Raw genomic sequence first — 17,238 nt, 5'->3', positions numbered from 1 at the left:
TCAGCGGATGATGCCGCGTTGCGAGGCGTCGATGAAATCGACGAAGGTCGTCAGCACCTCGACGCCCTCGCCGCCCGCGGCAACGAGTTCGCGCAGTTCGGCCTTGGCCTCTTCGAGCGTCTTGCCGCTCTTGTAGACGACGCGGTATGCGCTGCGCAGCGCGCTGATCGACTCGGCCGAGAAACCGCGGCGGCGCAGCCCCTCGACGTTGATGCCGTGCGGCACGGCCTTGTTGCCGGCCGAGATCACGAACGGCGGCACATCCTGAACCAGCGCCGAGGCGCCGCCCAGCATCGAATGCGCGCCGATCCGCACGAACTGGTGCACGCCGGACATGCCGCCGACGATCGCCCAGTCGCCCACCTCGACGTGCCCCGCCATCTGCGCGTTGCTCGACATGATCACGTGGTTGCCGACGCGGCAATCGTGGCCGATGTGCACGTAGGCCATGATCCAGTTGTCGTTGCCGAGCGTGGTCACGCCGGCGTCCTGCACGGTGCCGGTGTGGATCGTGGTGAATTCGCGGATCGTGTTGCGATCGCCGATCACGAGCCGGGTGGGCTCGTCCTTGTACTTCATGTCCTGCGGACGCCCGCCGACCGACGCGTAATGGCCGATGCGGTTGTCTTCGCCGATCGTCGTGTGCCCCTCGATCACGCTGTGCGAGCCGATCGTGGTGCGCGCGCCGATCGTCACGTTCGCGCCGATGATCGCGTACGGGCCGATCTCGACCGTGGCGTCGATCTGCGCGCCCGGTTCGATGACGGCCGTGGGATGAATCCTGCTCATGCGCGGTTGCCTCTCTTAGTCAGTCGTGCCTCGGTTGCGCCGTGCGTCGCTCAGGGCGCCGCGTCGGCCGGCTTCACCGTGCACATCAGTTCGGCTTCTGCCGCCACCTTGCCGTCGACTTCCGCCGTGGCCGAGAACTTCCAGATGCCGCGGATGTAGCGCTGGAACTTGACGTTCAGGATCAGTTGATCGCCCGGCTCCACCACGCGCTTGAAGCGCGCGCCGTCGATGCCGACGAAGTAGTACAGCGAATTGCTCGGATCGACCGTCGAGGTTTCCTCGCTGAACGTCAGCAGCGCGGCGGCCTGCGCCAGCGCCTCGATGATCAGCACGCCCGGCATCACCGGACGCTGCGGAAAGTGGCCCTGGAAGAACGGCTCGTTGATCGTGACGTTCTTCAGGGCTTTGATGCTTTCGTGCGGGGTGAGTTCGAGCACGCGGTCGACGAGCAGAATCGGATAACGATGCGGCAGCAGCGTGAGAATCTTGTGGATGTCGAAATTGATTTGTTCGGTGCTCATGATGGTTCGTCTCACGCAATCGCTGCGCGGTGATGATGCAAATGCCGAGAACCGCCCGAAGCGCGGAGCGGCCCTGTTTGATCGCGGTGGCGGCCGGTCCCAGCCGGGCACCGCGCCCTGTTTTCGACGTTCAGTCCTGCGCGGGGCCGTCGTTGCGCGCGGCAAGCGCGGTTTCGAGCGAACGGATCCGGTCGCGCAGTTTGTCGAGATTGCGCACGAGCGCTGCGCTCCGGTTCCATTCGCCGTTGTCGACGGCCGGGAACGCGCTCGTGTAGATGCCTGCCTTCGGCAGGGATTTCGATACGCCCGACTGCGCCGTGACGATCACGTAATCGCCGAGCGTGACGTGGCCGGCAATGCCGACCGCGCCGCCGATCATGCAATGACGGCCGATCTGGGTGCTGCCCGCGATGCCCGCGCAGCCGGCGATCACGGTGTAGGCGCCCACGCGGCAGTTGTGCGCGATCTGCACGAGGTTGTCGATCTTCACGCATTCCTCGATGACCGTGTCGGCCATCGCGCCGCGGTCGATCACCGTGTTCGCGCCGATTTCGACGTCCGGGCCGATCTTCACGCCGCCGACCTGCGGGATTTTCACCCAGGTGCCGGTGCGCTCCGCGCCGTCGCCGACGAAATCGGGGGCGAAGCCGAAACCGTCCGAGCCGATCACCGCGCCCGAATGGATGATCGCACGCACACCGATGTCGCAGCCGTGATAGATCGCAACGTTCGGATACAGATGCGAGCCCTCGCCGATCTTCGTGCCGGCGCCGACGAACACGTTGGCGTCCAGCCGCACATGTTCGCCGATCACCGCGCCCGCCTCGACCGTCACGTTGGGGCCGATCACCGCGCTCGCCGCCACCTGCGCGGCGGCGTCGACGTTCGCGCTCGGATGCACGCCCGACGGACGCTTCGGCGCCGCCAGATCGATGAACATCTGCGCGACGCGTGCGAAATAGGCGTAAGGGTTCGGGGTGACGATGAAGTTGCGGCCTTCCGCGGCCGCGCCGAGCTTTTCGAGATCCTGCGGCTTGATCAGCACCGCGCCGGCGCGGGTGGATTCGACCTGCGACAGATACTTCGGATTGGCGAGGAACGCGAGCTGGTTCGGGCCGGCCTGGTCGAGCGGCGCGAGGCCGGCGACCTGGCAGTGCGAATCGCCGGCGATATCTCCGCCGAAACGTTGGGCGAGTGCCTCAAGCGTCAATGCCATGCGTACTCCGTCCTGGTCAGTTCAACGAACCGGAAGGCGATGCGAGCGCCTTCAGCACCTTGTCGGTGATATCGATGCGCGGGCTGACATAGACAGCCTCCTGCACGATCAGATCGTAGTTCTGCTGTTCGGCGATCTGCTTGATCACCTTGTTCGCCTTGTCCAGCACGGCCGCGAGTTCCTCGTTGCGGCGCTGGTTCAGGTCTTCGCGAAACTCGCGCTGCTTGCGCTGGAAATCGGTGTCGAGCTGGGCCAGATCGCGCTGCTTCTGTGCGCGATCGGCGGCCGACAGCGATTGCCCGTTCTTGTCGAGGGAATCCGACAGCGTCTTGAGGCGCGCGGCCATGTCCTGCAGATCCTTGTCGCGCTTCGCGAACTCGGCTTCGAGCTTGGTCTGCGCGGCCTTGGCCGGCGCCGACTCGCGGAGGATCCGGTCGGAATTGACCGCCGCGATCCGAGCGACGTCCTGCGCCTGCGCGGCCGTCGCGCCGAGCGCGGCGGCGAGCGCCAGCGCGCACATCACTCGTTTCGAAAACTTACCGGTTAGCAAAATGTCCCTCTCGATGCGTTTGATGTTGCGGTTCCGATCAGAATGCCGTACCGATCTGGAACTGGAATTTCTGGTACTGGTCGCCTTCGTGCTTCTGCAGCGGGAAGCCGAGGCTCAGCTTGAGCGGGCCGATCGGCGAGATCCACGCGAGACCCACGCCGTAGCCGTAGCGCAGGCCGTTCGCGCCCGTGCTGGTGCCGCCCGGCGCGTTGCCCCAGACGTTACCGCCGTCGAAGAACGTGAACACGCGCAGCGTGCGGTCGTAACCGGTGCCCGGCAGCGGGAACGTCAGCTCGACGTTGCCGACGATCATCTTCGAACCGCCGATCGGGTCGTTGGTCTTCGAGTCGCGCGGGCCCAGCGAGCTCGGCTCGTAGCCACGCACCGAGCCGATACCGCCCGCGTAGTAGTTCTTGAAGATCGGGTAGGCGTTGCCGATACCGTTACCGTAGCCGCCCTGGAAGTTCAGGCCCAGGATGAAGCCGCGCGAGAACGAATAGTAGTACTGGGCCTGGATGTCGGCCTTGTAGTACTGGATCTTGTCGATCGGCGCGCCGTATTCGATGTTGGCCTGCGTGAAGTAGCCGCGGCTCGGGATCAGCGCGCTGTCGCGCGCGTCGCGCGACCAGCCGATCGTCAGCGGCACCGAGTTCGACACGCGGCCGAACTGCTGCACGTAATCCTGGTAGCTCTGCGGCGTGTCCGAATCGACGTCCAGGCGGTTCTGCTCGAAGCCGACGCCGAAGAACACCGTATCGACTTCCGAGAACGGGATGCCGAACTTCATGTCGCCGCCGGCCGTGATGATCCGGAAGCTCGAATTGGTCGAGTAGTACAGCGGCTGATACGTGCGGTAGAACACGTCGGTGATGCGCTTGATGCCGTCCACCGTGAAGTACGGATCGACCTGGGTGACCGTCAGCGTGCGGTAGCTGCGCGCCGTGTTGACGTTGACCGACAGGCTGGTGCCCGAGCCGAACACGTTGTCCTGCGAGATGCCTGCCGACAGCACGACCTTGTCGGTCGACGAGAAGCCGGCGCCCAGCGTGATCGCGCCGGTCGGCTTTTCGGTCACCTTGACGTTGACGTCGACCTGATCGGTCGTGCCGTCCACCGGCACCGTCGAGACGTCGACGTCGGTGAAGTAGCCGAGGCGGTTCACGCGATCCTTCGACAGCGCGAGGCGGCTCGAGTCGAACCACGAGCTTTCGAGCTGGCGCATTTCGCGGCGCACGACTTCGTCGCGCGTGCGCGAGTTGCCGACCACGTTGATGCGGCGCACGTACACGCGGCGGCTCGGATCGACCACCAGCGTCAGGCCCACCTTGTGCGTGGCCTGATCGATCGCCGGCTGGGCGTTGACGGTCGCGAATGCGTAACCGTATTCGCCGAGCTTGTCGACGATCGCCTTGGTGGTGGCTTGCAGCTTTTCGGCCGAGAAACGCTCGCCGGCCTTGATCTTGACCAGCTTCTGCAGTTCGGCCTGACGGTCGAGCAGGTTGCCCGACAGTTGCACGCTCGAGATCGTGTACGGCTCACCTTCGTGCAGCGTGAGCGTCAGGTACATGTCCTTCTTGTCCGGCGAGATGGACACCTGCGTCGACTCGATGTTGAACTCGAGGTAACCGCGGTTCAGGTAGTACGAGCGGACGTTCTCGAGGTCGCCCGTGAGCTTTTCCTTCGAGTAGAGATCGTTCTTCGTGTACCAGGAGAACCAGTTCGGCGTCGACAGCTGCATTTCGTTGCGCAGCGTGCTCGTGCTGAAGGTTTTATTGCCGATGAAGTTGATCTGGCGGATCTTCGCGCTCGGGCCTTCGGCCACCGAGAACAGGATCGACACGCGGTTCGCGTCGACCGGCGTGATCGTGGTGGTGACTTCGGCGGCGTAGTAGCCGCGCGTCAGGTACTGGCGCTTCAGTTCCTGCTCGGCCTTGTCCACGAGCGACTTGTCGTAGTAGCGGCCTTGCGACAGACCGACCGCGCGCAGCGCCTTGGTCAGGTTGTCCTTGTCGAATTCCTTGATGCCGGTGAAGTCGATCGACGAAATCGCCGGGCGCTCCTGCACCTGCACGATCACGACGCTGCCTTGCGTCGCGATCTTCACGTCATTGAAGAAGCCCGTGGCGTACAGCGCGCGGATTGCTTCGGATGCCTTGTCGTCCGTGAACGTATCGCCCTGTTTGATCGGCAGGTAGGCGAACACCGAACCGGCTTCGACACGCTGCAAGCCCTCGATCTTGATATCCTGCACGACGAACGGCGACGTCGCGTGGGCTGCGAGTCCGTGCACGGCGAGTGCCGCGGCGGCTACAGTCTTGGGTACGAAGCGATGAGGTTTGAACAACGTGCATCCCCAGTATTTAAGCTTGCATCAGATCAGGCGACGGCCCTCGCAGCCCTCGCCCGACGCTTCAAGAATGGATTAAACGAGACAGATCGTTGAAGAGCGCAATCGCCGACAGTGCGACGATGCAGATCAACCCCGCTCTTTGCAGAATCAGTTGCCAGCGTTCCGAAACAGCCTTACCGGTCGCGGCTTCAACCAGATAATATAACAGATGCCCCCCGTCCAAAACCGGAATCGGCAGCAAGTTCAGCACGCCGAGACTGATACTGACGAGCGCCAGAAACGACAGAAAGGCCGATAAACCGAGCCGCGCGCTCTTGCCCGCGTAGTCGGCGATCGTCACCGGGCCGGACAGGTTCTTCAGCGACGCCTCGCCCGTCAGCATCCGCCCGAACATCTTCAGCGAGTACACCGAAATACCCCAGGTGCGGCGCACGCCCAGGTTGACGCTTTCGAGCACGCCGTAGCGCACGTCCACCGACGGCGCATGCAACGCCAGCGCCGCGCCGATCCGGCCGACTGGCGCGCCGTTCGCGCCCGCTGCGGCGTCGCGTTCGGCATGCGGCACGATGGTCAGCGTGCGCTCGACGCCGCCGCGCACGATCTGCAGCGCGAGCGGATGGCCCGCGTGCGACTTGATCGCGTCGATGAAGCGCGACGAGCCGGACACCGGCTTGCCGTCCAGCGCCACCAGCTTGTCGCCGGGCTGCAGGCCGGCCTGCTCCGAGGCGCTGCCCGGCGTGACCGCCGAGATCGTCAGCGAGCCGCCGCCCGGCTCGAAACCGAGGTGCGACAGATAGTCGTCATCGACCGTTTTCGGATCGACGCCGCTCAGATCCACGCGGAAATCGTAGGTGGCGCCCCCGCCCGAGCTGGCGCCGAGGATCACGTTGCGGTGATCGATCGTCGCACCGAGCAGCTTCCAGCGCAGGTCCGACCACGATCGCACCGGCTCGCTCGCGCCGCCGTGCGCGTCGCGGATCGACACGATCGTCTCGCCGCCGTCGAAACCGGCGCGCGCCGCCACCGTATCGGCGGCCGGTGCCGCGACGATTGCCGCCGGCTCGGTCACGCCCGTGGCGAACACCGACGAAAACAGCACGATCGCGAGCAGGAAGTTGGCGATCGGCCCGGCCGCGACGATCGCGATCCGCTTCCAGACCGACTGGCGGTTGAACGCCTGCGGCAAATCCGCCGCGGCAATGCCTTCCGGGCCGGGATCGCGCTCGTCGAGCATCTTCACGTAGCCGCCGAGCGGCAGCGCCGAGAGCGTCCATTCGGTGCCGGTGCGCCGGCTCGTATGCCGCAGCAGCACCGTGCCGAAGCCGATCGAGAAGCGCAGCACCTTCACGCCGCACAGGCGCGCGACGCTGTAATGCCCATATTCGTGAACGACGACCAGCACACCGATCGCCACTGCAAACGCTACCAGCTCGATCAGCACGTTCATGCGCCCCTCTCGCTCAGGCTGCGCGCTCCGCGCGCGGGACAGGCAGATTCGCGATCACCGCGTCGGCCGCGCGGCGTGCTTCGGCGTCGGCCGCCAGCACGTCCTCGAGGCCGTCGGGCTCGCGATTCGCCAGACGGTTGAGCACCGCATCCACCGTATGGGCGATGTCCATGAAGCCGATGCGGCGCGCCAGGAACGCCTCGACGGCGATCTCGTTGGCCGCGTTCAGCATGGCGCTGGCCACGCCGCCCGCGTCGAGCGACTGGATCGCCAGCGCGAGGCACGGGAAGCGGGCGAAATCGGGCTTCTCGAAGTTCAGCGTGGCGATCTGCGCGAGATCGAGCTGCGCGACGCCGGCATCGACGCGATCCGGAAACGCCAGCGCGTGCGCGATCGGCGTGCGCATGTCGGGGTTGCCGAGTTGCGCGAGCACCGAGCCGTCCTTGTAGGACACCAGCGAATGAATCACGCTCTGCGGATGGATCAGCACGTCGATCCGCTCGCTCGGCAGACCGAAGATCCAGTGCGCCTCGATCACTTCGAGGCCCTTGTTCATCATCGTGGCCGAATCGACCGAGATCTTGCGGCCCATCGACCAGTTCGGGTGCTTGCAGGCCTCGTCCGGCGTGACGTCGACCAGCGTGGCCGGCTCGCGCGTCCGGAACGGGCCGCCCGAGGCGGTCACGATGATCTTGGCGATGCCGCCGTGCTCGGCGATGTCGCGTGGCATGCACTGGAAGATCGCGTTGTGTTCGCTATCGACCGGCAGCAGGATCGCGCCATGGTCGCGCACCGCGTCCATGAAGATCGAGCCCGACATCACCAGCGATTCCTTGTTCGCGAGCAGGATGCGCTTGCCGGCGCGCGCCGCGGCCAGGCTCGACGGCAGGCCGGCCGCGCCGACGATCGCGGCCACCACCGTGTCGCATTCCTGCGCCTGCGCCACCGCGACCAGCGCTTCCGGGCCGTACGTGACTTCGGTGCGGCTGCCGGCTGCGCGCAGCTTCGCTTCGACCTGCGCGGCGAGTTCGGCGCTGCCGACCACGGCCACCTCGGGCGCGAACTTCAGGCACTGCTCGACAAGCTTGTCGCCGTTGCGGTGCGCGCTCAGCGCGTAGACCGAGAAACGATCCGGATGGCGCGCGACGACGTCGAGCGTGCTGTCGCCGATCGAGCCGGTCGAACCGAGGATAGTCAGGCGTTTTTGCATGATGACGAAGATCTAGTGTTTTTAAGCGGTCTGGCCGAGCAGCAGCACCGCCAGCGGCAGCACCGGCAGCAGCGCGTCGACGCGGTCGAGCACGCCGCCATGGCCCGGCAGCAGTCCGCTCGAATCCTTGACGCCGGCCTGACGCTTGAGCAGCGATTCGAACAGGTCGCCGATCACGCTGTACACGACCAGCACGGTCAGCGCGGCAAAGGCGCCCGGTGCGCCGAAGCGCTGCGCAAGCGAGGAAAACAGGGTCGGTTCGAAGGCGTGCAGGCCGATCGCGAGGCCCGCGACGATCATCACCGCGAGCCAGCCGCCCGCCGCGCCTTCCCAGGTCTTGCCGGGGCTGATCGAGAGGGCCAGCTTGTGTTTGCCGAACGCTTTGCCCGCGAAGTATGCGCCTATATCGGCAAGCCAGACGACAAGCAGCATCGACAGCACGAACGGGATGCCGGCCGCGCGTGCGGCGACCACCGCGTGCCAGCAGGCGGCGAACACCACGAGGCCGGCCGCCAGCAGGAACGGGCGCCAGGCCCGCTCGGCCAGCACCGGCTTGCGCCAGAGTGCGAACGGGCCGGCCAGCAACCAGAACACGGCCGCCGCTTCGATCAGCGGGCGCGACGGCCCGAAACCGGTGTCGACGCGGCCGCCGAGCTGCATGCTGGCGCCGAGCGCCAGCGCTGCGACGATCGCGTAGATCACCGAACCGGCGGCGCCGAGCTTGAGCAGACGCGCCCATTCCCAGGCGGCGAACACGAGCACGAGCGCGATCAGCGCGCCAAATGCCGCGAGCGGCGCGAACAGCGTCACCGGCAGCAGAATGGCCAGCAACACGACCGCCGTGACAACACGGGTCTTCAGCATGAAAGGGAGTCGACGTCCTGAGACTGGGGTTCGAGCTGGGCGCTGGTTCGGCCGAACCGGCGCTCGCGATCGGTATAAGAGGCCAGCGCATCGGCCAGCGCGTTGGCGTCGAAATCGGGCCAGAACTTGCCCGTGAAATAGAACTCGGTGTAGGCGAGCTGCCAGAGCAGGAAGTTGCTCACGCGCTGCTCGCCGCCCGTGCGGATGAACAGATCCGGTTCGGGCGCGTAGGCCATCGCCAGGTGCTCGGCGAACGCCGTTTCGGTGATCTCGATCTCGCGGCCTTCGCTGACGGCCTGCGCGATCAGCTTCTTGGTGGCCTGCAGGATATCCCAGCGGCCGCCGTAGTTCGCGGCGATGGTCAGCGTCAGGCGCGTGTTGCGCGCCGTTTTGGTTTCCGCGCGGCGGATCAGCTCGCGGATGCGCGGCTCGAAGCGCTCGAGATCGCCGACCACGCGCAGGCGAATGCCGTTCGCGTGCAGCTTGCCGACCTCGCGCTCGAGCGCGGTGATGAACAGCCGCATCAGGAACGACACTTCGTCGTTCGGCCGCCGCCAGTTCTCGGAACTGAAGGCGAACAGCGTCAGGTATTCGACGCCGGCGCGCGCGCACCCTTCCACGGTCGAGCGGACCGCGTCGACGCCGCGCGTATGTCCCGCCACGCGCGGCAGGCGACGTTCCGTCGCCCAACGGCCGTTGCCGTCCATGATGATCGCGATGTGACGCGGCACGGCGGCCACGTCGGGTACGCGAACGGTAGAGCTGGTATAAGTCATGGCCGCAGAGACAGTAACCGAGGAAAAAAGTGCAACGCGCGCTGCGCGTCAGACCGTCATGATCTCGGCTTCTTTCGACACCACCAGCTTGTCGATTTCGGCGACGTGCTTGTCCGTCAGCTTCTGGACTTCGTCGCTCGCGCGGCGCTCGTCGTCTTCCGAGATTTCCTTGTCCTTGACGAGCTTCTTCAGTTGCTCGTTGGCATCGCGGCGCAGGTTGCGCACGGCGACCTTGGCCGTTTCGCCTTCGCTCTTGACGACCTTGGCCAGCTCGCGGCGGCGCTCTTCCGTCAGCGCGGGCATCGGCACGCGGATGCTGTCGCCCGACGTGGCCGGGTTCAGGCCCAGATCCGATTCGCGGATCGCCTTCTCGACCTTGGCCACCATCGGCTTTTCCCACGGCTGAACGCCGATCGTGCGGGCATCGACGAGCGTCAGGTTCGCGACCTGCGAAATCGGCACCATCGAGCCGTAGTAATCGACCTGAACGTGATCGAGCATGCCCGTGTGCGCACGGCCCGTGCGGATCTTCGCCAGATCGTTCTTGAACGCTTCGATCGAGCGCTGCATCTTCTGCTCGACGCCCTTCTTCACATCAGCGACACTCATTTCAACCTCCGAAACCTTCGAACCTTCAAAACGGCACAGGCCGGCATGCCGCCAGTTGCGTCATGCCCGGCCTGTGTCGGCGTGATTTTATACGTGGACGAGCGTACCTTCGTCCTCGCCCTGCACGATACGCTTGAGCGCACCGGGTTTATTGATCGAAAACACGCGGATCGGCAACTTCTGGTCGCGGCACAGCGCAAAGGCGGTGGCGTCCATCACCTGCAGATTGCGGCCGATCGCCTCATCGAAGCTGATCGTCGTGTAACGCGTGGCGGACGGATCCTTCTTCGGATCGGCCGTATACACGCCGTCGACCTTGGTGGCCTTCAGCACGACTTCCGCGCCCACTTCCGAGCCGCGCAGCGCGGCGGCCGTGTCGGTCGTGAAGAACGGGTTGCCGGTACCGGCGGCGAAGATCACCACACGGCCTTCCTCGAGCTGGCGGATCGCGCGGGGCCGGATATACGGCTCGACGACCTGATCCATGCGCAGCGCGGATTGCACGCGCGCCTCGATGCCGGCGTGGCGCATCGCGTCCTGCAGCGCCAGCGCGTTCATCATCGTGGCGAGCATCCCCATGTAGTCGGCGGTCGCGCGGTCCATGCCGGCCGCGCCGCCCGCCACGCCGCGAAAAATATTGCCGCCGCCGATCACGACGGCCATCTGCGTGCCGAGCCGCACCACCTCGGCAATGTCCGCCACCATCCGCTCGATCGTCGCGCGGTTGATGCCGAAGGCATCGTCGCCCATCAGCGCTTCACCGGAAAGTTTGAGGAGGACGCGTTTATAGGCAATGGGCATAGGGGCTTCCAAGCGACGAGAGGATGACAAGCACGAACTGTAGGGGCGAAATACTGATTCGGGCAAGCGCTGCCAAATTGTGTACCGGAACCCAAGCACACACTGCGCGCTACCGAACCGCGGCGGGGCGGGCGCCCGCCGCGGGTACTGCATGACTGCGTGAAGCTTACTGCTGCTTGGCGGCCGCGACTTGCGCTGCCACTTCGGCGGCGAAATCGTCCTGGCGCTTTTCGATGCCTTCGCCGACCACGAACAGCGTGAACTGTTGCACCGCAGCATTGGCGGCCTTCAGCATCTGTTCGATCGTCTGCTTGTCGTTCTTCACGAACGGCTGGTTCAGCAGCGAGACTTCCTTCAGGAACTTCTGGACGCTGCCGTCGACCATCTTGGCGACGATTTCAGCCGGCTTGCCCGATTCGGCAGCCTTCTGCTCGGCAACGCGGCGTTCCTTTTCGATCAGCTCGGCCGGCACTTGTTCCGACGACAGCGAGACCGGCTTCATGGCCGCGACGTGCATCGCGACGTCCTTGCCGACTTGCTCGTCCGCACCCGTGTACTCGACGATCACGCCGATGCGTGCGCCGTGCAGGTACGTGGCGATCTGGTTGGCCGTCTCGATGCGCACGAAGCGGCGGATCGAGATGTTTTCGCCGATCTTGCCGACCAGCGCCAGACGCACTTCGTCAACCGTCTTGCCGTCGAGCGGCAGTGCCGACAGGGCTGCGACGTCGGCCGGGTTTTGTGCGGCGACCAGTTCGGCCACTGCCTTGGCGAACGCGAGGAAATCGTCGTTCTTCGCGACGAAGTCGGTTTCGCAGTTCAGTTCGACCAGCGCGCCGGCGCCGTTGGCGACGGACGCCACGACGATGCCTTCGGCCGTCACGCGCGATGCTGCCTTGCTGGCCTTGTTGCCGAGCTTCACGCGCAGCAGTTCTTCGGCCTTGCCCAGGTCGCCGTCGGCTTCCGTCAGCGCCTTCTTGCACTCCATCATCGGTGCATCGGTCTTTGCGCGCAGTTCTGCCACCATGCTTGCGGTAATTGCCGCCATCATTCGCTCCTTGAGTCTGTATTCACAACGCCGCCCTTCGACCCGGACGGCGGGCATTCGTTTCCGACGATTTGCGCCGGCGCGCGATTTTTCGCGCCCGACACGCCACGCTCCGGGAAAAGCGGCTTAAAAAAAGGGGGCCTGTTCAGAGCCCCCTTTTTACGCCGGCTCGGAACCGGTTACGCGTTCTCTTCGACGTATTCGTCGTCGCCACGCACCGCCTGGACCACTTCGTTGACCGCATTGGCACGGCCTTCGAGGATCGCGTCGGCCACGCCTTCGGCGTACAGCGCGACGGCCTTGCTCGAGTCGTCGTTACCCGGGATCACGTAATCCACACCTTCCGGCGAGTGGTTCGTATCGACCACGGCGATGACCGGCACGCCCAGCTTGACGGCTTCGGTGATGGCAATCTTGTGGTAACCGACGTCGACCACGAAGATCGCGTCCGGAATGCCGCCCATGTCCTTCACGCCGCCGATCGACTTTTGCAGCTTGGCGATTTCGCGTTCGAACAGCAGCGCTTCCTTCTTGCTCATCTTCTCGGTTTCGCCCGATTCGACAGCCGCTTCCATGTCCTTCAGGCGCTTGATCGATACCTTCAGCGTCTTGAAGTTGGTCAGCATGCCGCCGAGCCAGCGTGCGTTCACGTACGGCATGCCCGCACGTTGCGCTTCCTGAGCGATCGTGTCGCGCGACTGACGCTTCGTGCCGACGAACAGGATCGTGCCACGGTTCGCTGCCAGCTGACGCACGTACTTCTGTGCGTCCGTGAACATCGGCAGCGTCTTTTCGAGGTTGATGATGTGAATCTTGTTGCGATGACCGAAAATGAACGGGGCCATCTTCGGGTTCCAGAAGCGCGTTTGGTGACCGAAGTGGACACCGGCTTCCAGCATTTGGCGCATCGTGACTGCCATGAGAGTAATACTCCGCTAGGGTTTGGGTCTTAAGCCGGCTGCCGTATCACGGCAACATTGCGCTGCAACGTTGCACGCGACACCCAGGGTGCGCCGGCTTGCGATTCGGTGCTCGCGAGGCCGCGCGCACCGGTCAGTTCCGAGCCATTCTTGCAAGAATTGCAAGCGGATCGGGACTTAGCCAAAGAGTATAGCACGTCGAAATGACGCCCCTCAAGTCATCCATCGCTTTGCCGATCGGGCCGCCATTCGGGCAAACCCGGCAAACCCGCGACCGATCCGGCCCCGCCATCCTGCCCGCCCAACGTGACGCGCCGATGTCCGCGCCGCCCGCCTGCACCACGGCGGCGCACCGCCCCGCTCCCCGCCGCCGCGCGAAACCCACGCCGGACAAGGGCTGCGACCACCCCCAGAAGGTGCGATAATCCCGAAATTACACGCATTGTTTTCAGGCACCGAATCATGGCCATCACGATCAAGAACGAACACGATATCGAGCAGATGCGCGTCGCCTGCCGGCTCGCGAGCGAAGTGCTCGACTACATCACGCCGTTCGTCGTCGCCGGCACCACGACGGGCGAGATCGACCGCCTGTGCCACGAGTACATGAGCAACGTGCAGGGCACGATCCCGGCGCCGCTGAACTACCAGCCGCCCGGCTACCCGCCCTACCCGAAGGCCATCTGCACGTCGGTCAACGACGTGATCTGCCACGGCATTCCGGGCGACAAGGTGCTCAAGAACGGCGACGCGCTGAACATCGACATCACGGTCATCAAGAACGGCTATTTCGGCGACACGAGCCGGATGTTCCTGGTGGGCGAGGCGTCGATCCTCGCCAAGCGCCTCGCGCAGACCACCTACGAATGCATGTGGCTCGGCATCGAGCAGGTGCGCCCCGGCGCGCATCTGGGCGACATCGGCCACGCGATCCAGAAGCACGCGGAAGGCCGCGGCTACAGCGTCGTGCGCGAATATTGCGGGCACGGCATCGGCACGGTGTTCCACGAGGATCCCCAAGTGGTGCACTACGGCCGTCCCGGCACCGGCATCGAACTGGTCGAGGGCATGATCTTCACGATCGAGCCGATGATCAACGCCGGCAAGCGCGACATCCGCACGATGCCCGACCAGTGGACGGTCAAGACGCGCGACCGCAGCCTGTCCGCGCAGTGGGAACACACCGTGCTGGTCACGCCGACCGGCTACGACGTGCTGACGGTATCGGCCGGCACGCCGGCACGGCCCGAGCTGGAAGCGCTCGTCGCCTGACCTCGCGGCGCGAGCCGTATCGAGCAACACCCGGTTTCATCGCGCCGATGCGCCGTTGCATCGCCCCGCCGTTCCACCCGATTCGCCCGCCCCGTCATCCATGAGCGCCATCGCCATTCCCGACACCGAAGCGCCGCTGCGCAAGGCCGAGTTCCGCGCCGTCAAGGCCGAGCTGATCGCGCGCTTTCGGGCCGCGACCCACGTCGAAGCCTTGATGCGCGCGCTGTCGCGCGCCACCGACGAAGCCCTGCGCCAGATCTGGACCGAATGCGGCCTGCCCGGCTCGCTGGCGCTGGTGGCGGTCGGCGGGTTCGGCCGCGGCGAACTGTCCCCGCATTCGGACGTCGACATCCTGGTGCTGCTGCCCGACACACACGCCGGCGAATTCGACACGCGCATCGAACGCTTCATCGGCATGGCCTGGGATCTCGGCCTCGAAATCGGCAGCAGCGTGCGCACCGTCGGCGAGTGCATCGACGAGGCCGCGCAGGACGTGACGGTGCAAACCTCCCTGCTCGAAGCGCGCCGCATCACGGGCAGCGTCACGCTGTTCAAGCGCGCCGTGGCGCGCTATCGCGAGGCGCTCGATCCGCGCGCGTTCTTCCAGGCCAAGGTGCTCGAAATGCGCCAGCGCCACGCGAAATTCCAGGACACGCCGTACAGCCTCGAACCGAACCTCAAGGAAAGCCCGGGCGGCCTGCGCGACCTGCAAACCATTCTCTGGATCGCGCGCGCGGCCGGCTTTGGCAACAGTTGGCGCGAACTCGACACGCGCGGCCTGATCAGCGCGCGCGAGGCTCGCGAGCTGCGCCGCAACGAGGGCTTTCTGAAGGCGCTGCGCGCACGGCTGCACGTGATCACGGGCCGCCGCCAGGACATCCTCGTGTTCGACCTGCAGACGCAGGCGGCCGAGAGCTTCGGTTACGTGCCGACCGCCGCCAAGCGCGCCAGCGAACAACTGATGCGCCGCTATTACTGGGCGGCCAAGGCCGTCACGCAACTGGCGACCATCCTGATCCAGAACATCGAGGCGCAACTGTTCCCGGCCACGAGCGGCATCACGCGCGTGCTGTCGCCGGGCCGCTTCGTCGAGAAGCAGGGCATGCTCGAAATCGTCTCCGACGACGTGTTCGAGCAGCACCCGGACGCCGTGCTCGAAGCGTTCCTGCTGTACGAAACCACGCGCGGCGTGAAGGGCCTGTCGGCGCGCACGCTGCGCGCGCTCTACAATTCGCGCGACGTGATGAACGGCGCCTGGCGGCGCGACCCGCGCAACCGCGCGACGTTCATGAAGATCCTGCAGCAGAACGAAGGCATCACGCATGCGTTCCGCCTGTTGAATCAAACCAGCGTGCTGGGCCGCTATCTGCTCAATTTCCGCCGCATCGTCGGGCAGATGCAGCACGACCTGTATCACGTCTACACGGTCGATCAACACATCCTGATGGTGCTGCGCAACATCCGCCGCTTCGCGGTGGCCGAGCATGCGCACGAATATCCGTTCTGCAGCCAGCTGATCGCGAATTTCGAGCGGCCGTGGGTGCTGTACGTGGCGGCGTTGTTCCACGACATCGCCAAGGGCCGCGGCGGCGACCATTCGAAGCTCGGGATGGACGACGCGCGGCGCTTCTGCCGCGAGCACGGCATCACCGGCGACGATGCGGCGCTGGTGGTCTGGCTCGTCGAGCAGCATCTGACGATGAGCCAGGTCGCGCAAAAGCAGGACACGAGCGATCCGGAAGTCGTCAAGCGCTTCGCCGGCGTGGTCGGCAACGAGCGCTGGCTGACGGCGCTCTACCTGCTGACGGTCGCCGACATCCGCGGCACCAGCCCGAAGGTGTGGAACACCTGGAAGGGCAAGCTGCTCGAGGATCTGTACCGGGCCACCAGCGCCGTGCTCGGCGGCGCGCGGCCCGATGCGCACTCGGAGCTGCAAACGCGCCGCGAGGAGGCGCTGGCCCTGCTGCGTCTCGAAACGGTGCCGGCCGACGTGCACAAGCCGCTTTGGGATCAGCTCGACGTCGGCTATTTCCTGCGTCACGACGCGGCCGACATCGCCTGGCAGACGCGTGTGCTGTACCGGCACGTGCATGCCGAAACCGCCATCGTGCGCGCCCGGCCGTCGCCGGTCGGCGACGCGCTGCAGGTGCTCGTCTACGTGAAGGACCGCTCGGATCTGTTTGCCGGGATCTGCGCCTACTTCGACCGTAACGGGCTGTCGGTGCTCGATGCCCGCATCAGCACCACCAAGCATGGCTACGCGCTCGACAACTTCATCGTCACGCAAACCGAGCGCGACGTGCAGTATCGCGACATCGCGAATCTCGTCGAGCAGCAGCTCGCCGATCGCCTGTCGAGTTCGACGCTGCTGCCGGAGCCGTCGAAGGGCCGCCTCTCGCGGCTCTCCCGCAGCTTCCCGATCACGCCCCGCGTCGACCTGCGCGCGGACGAGCGTGGTCAGTACTACATCCTGTCCGTGTCGGCCAACGACCGGCCGGGCCTTCTCTATTCGATCGCGCGCGTGCTGGCCGAGCACCGGGTCGGCGTCCATGCGGCGCGGATCAATACGCTCGGCGAGCGCGTCGAGGACGTGTTCCTGCTCGACGGCGCCGGCCTGTCCGACAACCGCCTGCAGATCCAGGTCGAAACCGAATTGCTGCGCGCGATCGCAGCCTGACTGAATACCAGCGTTTATGCGCACCAAACTGACCATCAAGAATCCCCGTCCGGCATCGCCGTCCCGCGCCCCGGTCCGCTCAGGCAGCCTCGTCGGCCGCAAGGCCACGCGTCCCGCCCCCGATCCGGCCGGCGCCAAACCCAAATCGGCCGGCAAGGCCGGCCCGCGTCCGGCGGGCGGCAAACCGG

General features: G+C 65.6%; 15 protein-coding genes and 1 pseudogene. 3 read left to right on the top strand and 13 right to left on the bottom strand.

The window, feature by feature from the left end; genetic code table 11:
• From lpxA to rpsB, 13 genes are all read right to left on the bottom strand, one after another.
• A complete protein-coding gene (gene lpxA / locus G3N92_RS11750) occupies window positions 1-789 on the bottom strand; it encodes an acyl-ACP--UDP-N-acetylglucosamine O-acyltransferase (RefSeq protein WP_206127643.1) in 789 nt (262 codons plus the stop codon).
• Window positions 790-839: 50 nt separating this feature from the next.
• On the bottom strand, window positions 840-1,310 hold the full coding sequence (fabZ, locus tag G3N92_RS11745) for a 3-hydroxyacyl-ACP dehydratase FabZ (RefSeq protein WP_206127642.1): 471 nt from the start codon (window positions 1,308-1,310) through the stop codon (window positions 840-842).
• 130 nt (window positions 1,311-1,440) lie between these two features.
• Window positions 1,441-2,526 carry a UDP-3-O-(3-hydroxymyristoyl)glucosamine N-acyltransferase gene (lpxD, locus tag G3N92_RS11740; RefSeq protein WP_206127641.1) on the bottom strand — a complete coding sequence of 362 codons (1,086 nt, stop codon included), beginning with the start codon at window positions 2,524-2,526 and terminating at the stop codon, window positions 1,441-1,443.
• 16 nt (window positions 2,527-2,542) lie between these two features.
• The gene (locus tag G3N92_RS11735) at window positions 2,543-3,046 is read right to left on the bottom strand and encodes an OmpH family outer membrane protein (protein ID WP_206127640.1); all 504 of its coding nucleotides are present in this window, start codon (window positions 3,044-3,046) and stop codon (window positions 2,543-2,545) included.
• Window positions 3,047-3,113: 67 nt separating this feature from the next.
• The gene (gene bamA, locus G3N92_RS11730; RefSeq protein ID WP_206127639.1) at window positions 3,114-5,420 is read right to left on the bottom strand and encodes an outer membrane protein assembly factor BamA; all 2,307 of its coding nucleotides are present in this window, start codon (window positions 5,418-5,420) and stop codon (window positions 3,114-3,116) included.
• A 67-nt stretch (window positions 5,421-5,487) separates the two neighbouring features.
• Window positions 5,488-6,873, bottom strand: coding sequence for an RIP metalloprotease RseP (rseP, locus tag G3N92_RS11725; protein WP_206127638.1), 1,386 nt, complete (start codon window positions 6,871-6,873; stop codon window positions 5,488-5,490).
• Window positions 6,874-6,886: 13 nt separating this feature from the next.
• Window positions 6,887-8,083, bottom strand: coding sequence for a 1-deoxy-D-xylulose-5-phosphate reductoisomerase (locus G3N92_RS11720; protein WP_206127637.1), 1,197 nt, complete (start codon window positions 8,081-8,083; stop codon window positions 6,887-6,889).
• 21 nt (window positions 8,084-8,104) lie between these two features.
• A complete protein-coding gene (locus tag G3N92_RS11715) occupies window positions 8,105-8,947 on the bottom strand; it encodes a phosphatidate cytidylyltransferase (protein WP_206127636.1) in 843 nt (280 codons plus the stop codon).
• Window positions 8,941-9,723 carry a polyprenyl diphosphate synthase gene (gene uppS / locus G3N92_RS11710; protein WP_206127635.1) on the bottom strand — a complete coding sequence of 261 codons (783 nt, stop codon included), beginning with the start codon at window positions 9,721-9,723 and terminating at the stop codon, window positions 8,941-8,943. The genes G3N92_RS11715 and uppS overlap by 7 nt, the downstream gene beginning before the upstream one ends.
• Before the next feature lie 48 nt (window positions 9,724-9,771).
• Entirely contained in the window at window positions 9,772-10,332 is a 561-nt protein-coding gene (gene frr, locus G3N92_RS11705) for a ribosome recycling factor (RefSeq protein ID WP_206127634.1), read from the bottom strand.
• An 87-nt stretch (window positions 10,333-10,419) separates the two neighbouring features.
• On the bottom strand, window positions 10,420-11,133 hold the full coding sequence (gene pyrH, locus G3N92_RS11700) for a UMP kinase (protein WP_206127633.1): 714 nt from the start codon (window positions 11,131-11,133) through the stop codon (window positions 10,420-10,422).
• 166 nt (window positions 11,134-11,299) lie between these two features.
• On the bottom strand, window positions 11,300-12,181 hold the full coding sequence (tsf, locus tag G3N92_RS11695; protein WP_206127632.1) for a translation elongation factor Ts: 882 nt from the start codon (window positions 12,179-12,181) through the stop codon (window positions 11,300-11,302).
• Between the two features lie 179 nt (window positions 12,182-12,360).
• Window positions 12,361-13,101, bottom strand: a complete 741-nt coding sequence (rpsB, locus tag G3N92_RS11690; protein ID WP_206127631.1) for a 30S ribosomal protein S2 — start codon at window positions 13,099-13,101, stop codon at window positions 12,361-12,363.
• A 462-nt stretch (window positions 13,102-13,563) separates the two neighbouring features.
• On the opposite strand from rpsB, the gene map reads away from it, so the two are divergent.
• The 3 genes and pseudogenes from map to G3N92_RS34905 form a co-directional block, all read left to right on the top strand.
• On the top strand, window positions 13,564-14,373 hold the full coding sequence (gene map, locus G3N92_RS11685; RefSeq protein ID WP_206127630.1) for a type I methionyl aminopeptidase: 810 nt from the start codon (window positions 13,564-13,566) through the stop codon (window positions 14,371-14,373).
• Between the two features lie 100 nt (window positions 14,374-14,473).
• Complete coding sequence (locus G3N92_RS11680) at window positions 14,474-17,050, top strand: [protein-PII] uridylyltransferase (RefSeq protein ID WP_206127629.1); 2,577 nt, start codon at window positions 14,474-14,476, stop codon at window positions 17,048-17,050.
• A gap of 16 nt (window positions 17,051-17,066) precedes the next feature.
• A pseudogene (locus G3N92_RS34905) lies at window positions 17,067-17,238 on the top strand (pseudouridine synthase); the annotation flags it as partial.

This window comes from Burkholderia sp. Ac-20379, assembly GCF_017104645.1.
GTDB lineage: Bacteria > Pseudomonadota > Gammaproteobacteria > Burkholderiales > Burkholderiaceae > Burkholderia.
This window is presented reverse-complemented; position numbering and strand designations above follow the sequence as displayed.